The following is a 5,437-nucleotide window of genomic DNA, read 5'->3' as shown; positions in this document are numbered from 1 at the left end:
CGGTCTCTTCCACGACAGGACGTTCACGATCGCGGTGAACAATCTCAATGAAACGCCCGGCAACCATGCGCCAACCGGACTGGACCTGACCAGCACGGCGATCGACGAGAACTCCGGCGGCGGTACGACGGTTGGGCGGCTGACGGCGATCGACCAGGATCCGAACGATACCTTCACCTATTCACTCGTCAGCGATCCCGACGGCAAGTTCAAGATCTCCGGCGATGAGCTGACCATCAAGCCGGGAGCGACGCTCGACTACGAAACCAAGCAGTTCCACCAGGTCACCATCCGCGTCAAGGACGCGGCCGGACAGACTTTCGACAAGCTGTTCACCATCACGGTGACCGATCTGCCGGAGGTTCCCGGCAACCGCAAGCCGACAGACGTCAACGTTGCCGGTCTGACCGCCAAGGAACTCGCCGCAACCGGAACCGTGGTCAGCACGCTCACCGCGATCGACGACGACGCCAACGATACGTTCACGTATCAACTTCTCAATCCGGATGGGCGATTCAAGATCTCGGGCAACCAGCTCATCGTCGACAACGGCATCAAGCTTGATTACGAGCAAGCCGCATCCCATCAGGTGACTGTCCGCGCCTATGACAAGGCGGGTACGTTCTTCGACAAGACCTTCAGCGTCGGCGTCGGGGATATCGATCCGGAGATTGCCGTGGGAACCGCCTTCGACGACGTCCTCGTCGGCGGCAGGGGCAAGGACAATTTCAACGGCAGCTTTGGCCATGACAAGCTGCACGGCGGTCTCGGCAACGACGTGCTGAAGGGAGACCAGGGCCGGGACATTTTCGTCTTCGACACGAAAGCCAGCAAGAAAACCAACTATGACAAAATTCTGGATTACGTGGTGAAGGATGACAGCATCCAACTCGACAATGCCGTCTTCAAGAAACTCGGCAAAGGCGCTCCGGCCACGCCGGCCAAGCTCAACAAGAAGTTTTTTACGGTCGGCACCGAGGCCAGGGATGGCAACGATTATGTCATCTACAACAAGAAAAACGGTGTGTTGTCTTATGACGCCGATGGGACCGGCTCCGGCAGGGCGGTCGAGATTGCGCTTCTTAAGAAGAACCTCAAGATCACTGCTGCCGAGTTTTTCGTCATCTGACTGACCGGCATATTGGAAGACGCTCGGCCTTTAGCAGAAACGCTCGAGGCGGATGATCCGGCATGGATCGCCCGCGCGCGCCGAGGGTGCGCGAGGTGCTCTGACGAGCAGCGCGTCGGAGCGCGCGAGCACGCCGAGCATGGACGAATCCTGCATCGCATGCGGCATCACCGTCGGTCCACGCCCATCGTCGGGGCCGGTGGCGAGGGAGGCGCGCATGTAGTCCTGCCGGTCGCCATTGGCGCTCACATCCGTGCCAAGGATCGCGGCTTCGGTCGGATCACGACCCGGTTCCGACCGGCCCTGCAACGCGTGAATGGCAGGCACGACGAACAGGATCGCGCAGACGATCGACGACACCGGATTGCCGGGCAGCCCGATCAGGCTCATGGCGCCGAGTTTGCCATGCATGAGCGGCTTGCCTGGCCGCAAGGCGACGCGCCAGAAGCCGAGCGTCATGCCTTGCTGCGACATGGCCTGCTGGACGAGGTCATGCTCGCCGACGGAAGCGCCGCCGAGGGTGACCAGCATGTCGGCGCCGCTCGCCTCCGCGGCTTCGATCCTGTCATTCAGTGACTTGAGCGTGTCTCGCGCAATGCCGAGATCGAGCGCCTCCGCGCCCGCTTTCTCGACGATGGCGATCAACGCCGGAAGGCTCGCTGCCGTGATCTGATCGGGACCGGGTTCGTCGCCGGGCAGCACCAACTCGTCGCCGGTAGCGAGGATGGCGATGCGCGGCTTGCGGCGAGCCAGCAACGTGCCCCGGCCCACGGCGGCGGCGAGTGCGAGATCGCGGGCGTCGATGATGCGTCCCGCCGTGAGCAAAACCTCACCGGCTTCGAAATCGAGGCCCGCCGGCCGGATGTGACGGCCGGGCACGGGCAATTCCCGGATGAGGACCCCGCCGTCGAGGCTTTGGGTGTCTTCCTGAATCACGATGGAATCCGCACCTTCCGGCAGAGGCGCGCCGGTGAAGATGCGCACCGCCTCGCCGGGGCCGATCGCGCCTGCGAAACGCCGCCCGGCGAGGCTTGCGCCGATAACCGCCAAAGTCGCCGGCACGTGCGCCACATCTGCACCGCGCACCGCATATCCATCCATGGCCGAGGCCGGGAAGGGCGGTTGGTCGCGCGCGGCCGCGACATCTTCGGCGAGAACGCGGCCGCGGGCTGCCGTCAACGCGACGCGTTCAGGCTCCGCCGGTCCACCGAGGCTCTCCAGCACGTTGCGGAGCGCGTCCTCGACCGAAATCAGGCTCATGGCTTTTCGTAATGCCCCGAACGCCCACCGCTTTTGGAAACGACGTGGACGTTCTCGATCCGCATGCCGCGGTCGACCGCCTTCACCATGTCGTAGATCGTCAGGCAGGCGATGGAAACGGCGGTGAGCGCTTCCATCTCGACGCCGGTCTGACCCGATACCTTCACTTCCGCGCGGACGCGGATTCCCGGAAGTTGGTCGTCGATCACGCAATCGACATTCACCTTGGAAATCAGCAGCGGATGACAAAGGGGAATGAGGTCGTGGGTTTTCTTCGATGCCATGATTCCCGCAAGCCGCGCGGTACCGAGCACGTCGCCCTTCTTGGCGTCGCCCTGCCGGATCAGCGCCAGGGTTTCGGCGAGCATCACGACGCAGCCTTCCGCGACGGCCTCGCGACTGGTGATCTCCTTGTCGGAGACATCCACCATGTTCGCCGCGCCCGTCGCGTCCAGATGCGTCAGCGTGGTCATGCGGCCTCGCCGAACAGAAGCCGTCGCGTGGCCGCAGCCACATCGGGTTGACGCATCAGGCTCTCGCCCACGAGGAACGTGCGGATGCCCACATCCGAGAGGCGGGTGATATCGCCCACGGTGAAGATGCCGCTCTCGCCGACGACGATGCGGTCCGAAGGCACGAGCGGTGCCAGTTCCTCGCTCACGTGGAGAGAGACGTCGAAGGTGCGCAGATTGCGGTTGTTGATGCCAACCAGCTTCGTGTTCAGCGGCAGGGCGCGATCGAGTTCGGGGCGGTCGTGAACCTCCACCAGAACATCCATGCCGAGCCCGTGCGCCGTGTCGATCAGCGTGCGCGCCTCGAGGTCGGTGACGCTCGCCATGATGACGAGAATGCAATCGGCCCCCCAGGCGCGTGCCTCGAACACCTGATAGCGATCGAACATGAAGTCCTTGCGAAGAACCGGAAGACCCGAGGCTTCGCGCGCCTGCATCAGATACTCGGGCTTGCCCTGAAACGATGGCGCGTCGGTGAGAACCGACAGGCATGTCGCGCCGCCATCCGCATAGGCTTTCGCCAGCATCGGCGGGTCGAAATCCGGACGGATGAGGCCTTTCGACGGGCTCGCCTTCTTGACCTCGGCGATGAGCGCCGGGCGCTGTTGCGACAGATGCGTCTCGATGGCGGCAGAAAAACCGCGTGGAGCCGGCGCGGCGCGGGCGCGGCGTTCGATCTCGGCTTGCGGCACGGCCGCTTTCGCCGCCGCGATCTCCTGGCGCTTGTAGGCTTCGATACGGGCGAGAACGTCGCTCATGGCTCGGATCTCCCGGTCACGCGTTCGATGCTTTGACCAGACGATCGAGTGTAGCTTTCGCTGCGCCCGAGTCGAGCGCGCGCGTGGCACGGTCGAGGCCATCGCGCAGGTCGGCGGCATCTTCGGCGATGACAAGCGAGGCCGCCGCATTGAGCAGCGCGATATCGCGATAGGGGATGCGCACGCCGTCGAGCACCGCCCGAAGCTGCGCCGCGTTGTGCGCCGGATCGCCGCCCCTCAGGTCCTCGAGTTTGGCGACGGGCAGGCCGACCTCTTCGGGCGTGACGGTGAAGCGGCGGATCTTGCCGCATTCGAGGGCCGCCACATGGGTCGGACCGGTGGTGGTCATTTCGTCGAGGCCATCGGAGCCATACACGGCCCACACCCGGTCGGAGCCGAGCTCCTTGAGAACCTGCGTCAAGGGTTCGAGCCAAAACTCGGAAAACACCCCGAGGAGCTGGCGCGAGACATTGGCGGGGTTCGACAACGGGCCGAGCAGATTGAAGATCGTGCGGGTGCCGATTTCGACGCGGACCGGCGCCACATGCCGCATGGCGGCGTGGTGCGTCTGGGCGAACATGAAGCACAGTCCCGCCTCATCGAGGCAGCGCTGGAGTCCCGCCGGATCGGAGCCGAGCTTCAGGCCGAGCGCCGACAGGACGTCCGCCGTGCCGGATTTCGACGAGGCGGCGCGGTTGCCGTGCTTTGCCACCTTCACGCCGCTTGCCGCCACGATGATCGCCGCCAGCGTCGAGATGTTGTAGCTGCCCGAATGATCGCCGCCGGTGCCCACGATATCGATCGCGCCCTTCGGCGCTTTCACCTCCAGCATTCGGCCCCGCATGGCGGAGACCGCGCCGACGATTTCCTCCAGGGCTTCCCCACGCACGCGCAGAGCCATGAGAAACGCGCCGCTCTGCGCGGGCGTGACTTCACCCGACAGAATGTCGTCGAAGGCGGAGCGCGCCTCTTCGCGCGTCAGCGACGCGCCGGTGGCGACCTTGGCGAGATAGGATTTGAAGGATTCCATGAGCTTCTAGCTTGCTGATGCGCTGGCGCGCTGATGTCCGGACTCGGCGCGAAACGTTGCGTTCCACGCGTCCGCAAGATCGAAAAAATTGCGCATGATCGTAACCCCGTGCTCGGAGAGAATGCTCTCGGGGTGAAACTGCACGCCGTGAACGGGCAGGGAGCGATGCGACAGGCCCATGATCAGGCCGTCATCCGTCTGCGCGGTGATGGCGAGGTCCACCGGGCAATTGTCGCGCTCGACGATCAGCGAATGATAGCGGGTGGCCTTGAACGGCCCGTTGATGCCGCGAAAAATCGTTTCGCCCCGATGCTGGACCTCCGACACCTTGCCGTGCATCGGCAACGGTGCGCGCGACACCGCGCCGCCGAAGGCCTGGCCGATGGCCTGCAAGCCGAGGCAGACGCCGAAGGTGGGGATTTGCGGGGACGCCCGCCGCACCAGATCGAGGCAGATGCCGGCCTCGTTGGGCGTGCAGGGACCGGGCGAGAGCACAATGGCGTCGGGTGGGTGTGCGAGAACCGCGTCCGTGGTGATGGCGTCGTTGCGCACCACGTCAACCGTGTCGACGAGCGGGCCGAGCAGATGCACCAGATTCCAGGTGAAGCTGTCGTAATTGTCGATGACGAGGACGCGGGTCATGGCGCACCGAGGGTTGCGTATGCGCGCGGCGCGGTCAAGGGAAGCATCCGTTTGGCGAGCGCCTTTTCTCTCCCCCTTGCGGGGAGGGTCAGGGTGGGGGTTGGAC

At 64.6% G+C, this 5,437-nt stretch carries 6 protein-coding genes; 1 reads left to right on the top strand and 5 read right to left on the bottom strand.

Features of this window, described 5'->3' with window-relative positions; all coding sequences use genetic code 11:
• The coding region (locus FEZ63_RS22480) for a cadherin domain-containing protein (protein WP_201274262.1) at positions 1-1,129 on the top strand (1,129 nt) is incomplete at its 5' end.
• Positions 1,130-1,159: 30 nt separating this feature from the next.
• Here the strand turns inward: FEZ63_RS22480 and FEZ63_RS22475 are convergent.
• Genes FEZ63_RS22475 through FEZ63_RS22455 form a run of 5 tightly spaced genes read right to left on the bottom strand, consistent with a single transcriptional unit; the run spans position 1,160 to position 5,331 of the window.
• Positions 1,160-2,389, bottom strand: a complete 1,230-nt coding sequence (locus FEZ63_RS22475) for a molybdopterin molybdotransferase MoeA (RefSeq protein WP_150949069.1) — start codon at positions 2,387-2,389, stop codon at positions 1,160-1,162.
• Positions 2,386-2,862: a cyclic pyranopterin monophosphate synthase MoaC gene (gene moaC / locus FEZ63_RS22470; RefSeq protein ID WP_150949066.1), complete on the bottom strand. Its 477-nt coding sequence runs from the start codon at positions 2,860-2,862 to the stop codon at positions 2,386-2,388. The genes FEZ63_RS22475 and moaC overlap by 4 nt, the downstream gene beginning before the upstream one ends.
• On the bottom strand, positions 2,859-3,659 hold the full coding sequence (gene trpC, locus FEZ63_RS22465) for an indole-3-glycerol phosphate synthase TrpC (protein WP_150949063.1): 801 nt from the start codon (positions 3,657-3,659) through the stop codon (positions 2,859-2,861). Before trpC ends, moaC begins: the two co-directional genes overlap by 4 nt.
• Positions 3,660-3,675: 16 nt before the next feature.
• Positions 3,676-4,689, bottom strand: a complete 1,014-nt coding sequence (gene trpD, locus FEZ63_RS22460) for an anthranilate phosphoribosyltransferase (RefSeq protein ID WP_150949059.1) — start codon at positions 4,687-4,689, stop codon at positions 3,676-3,678.
• 6 nt (positions 4,690-4,695) lie between these two features.
• Positions 4,696-5,331: an anthranilate synthase component II gene (locus tag FEZ63_RS22455; RefSeq protein WP_150949056.1), complete on the bottom strand. Its 636-nt coding sequence runs from the start codon at positions 5,329-5,331 to the stop codon at positions 4,696-4,698.
• Between the last annotated feature and the right edge of the window lie 106 nt (positions 5,332-5,437).

Source organism: Microvirga brassicacearum (genome assembly GCF_008757455.1).
Lineage (GTDB): Bacteria > Pseudomonadota > Alphaproteobacteria > Rhizobiales > Beijerinckiaceae > Microvirga > Microvirga brassicacearum.
The sequence above is the reverse complement of the archived record's forward strand: the minus strand, read 5'-3'. Positions and strand labels throughout refer to the sequence as shown.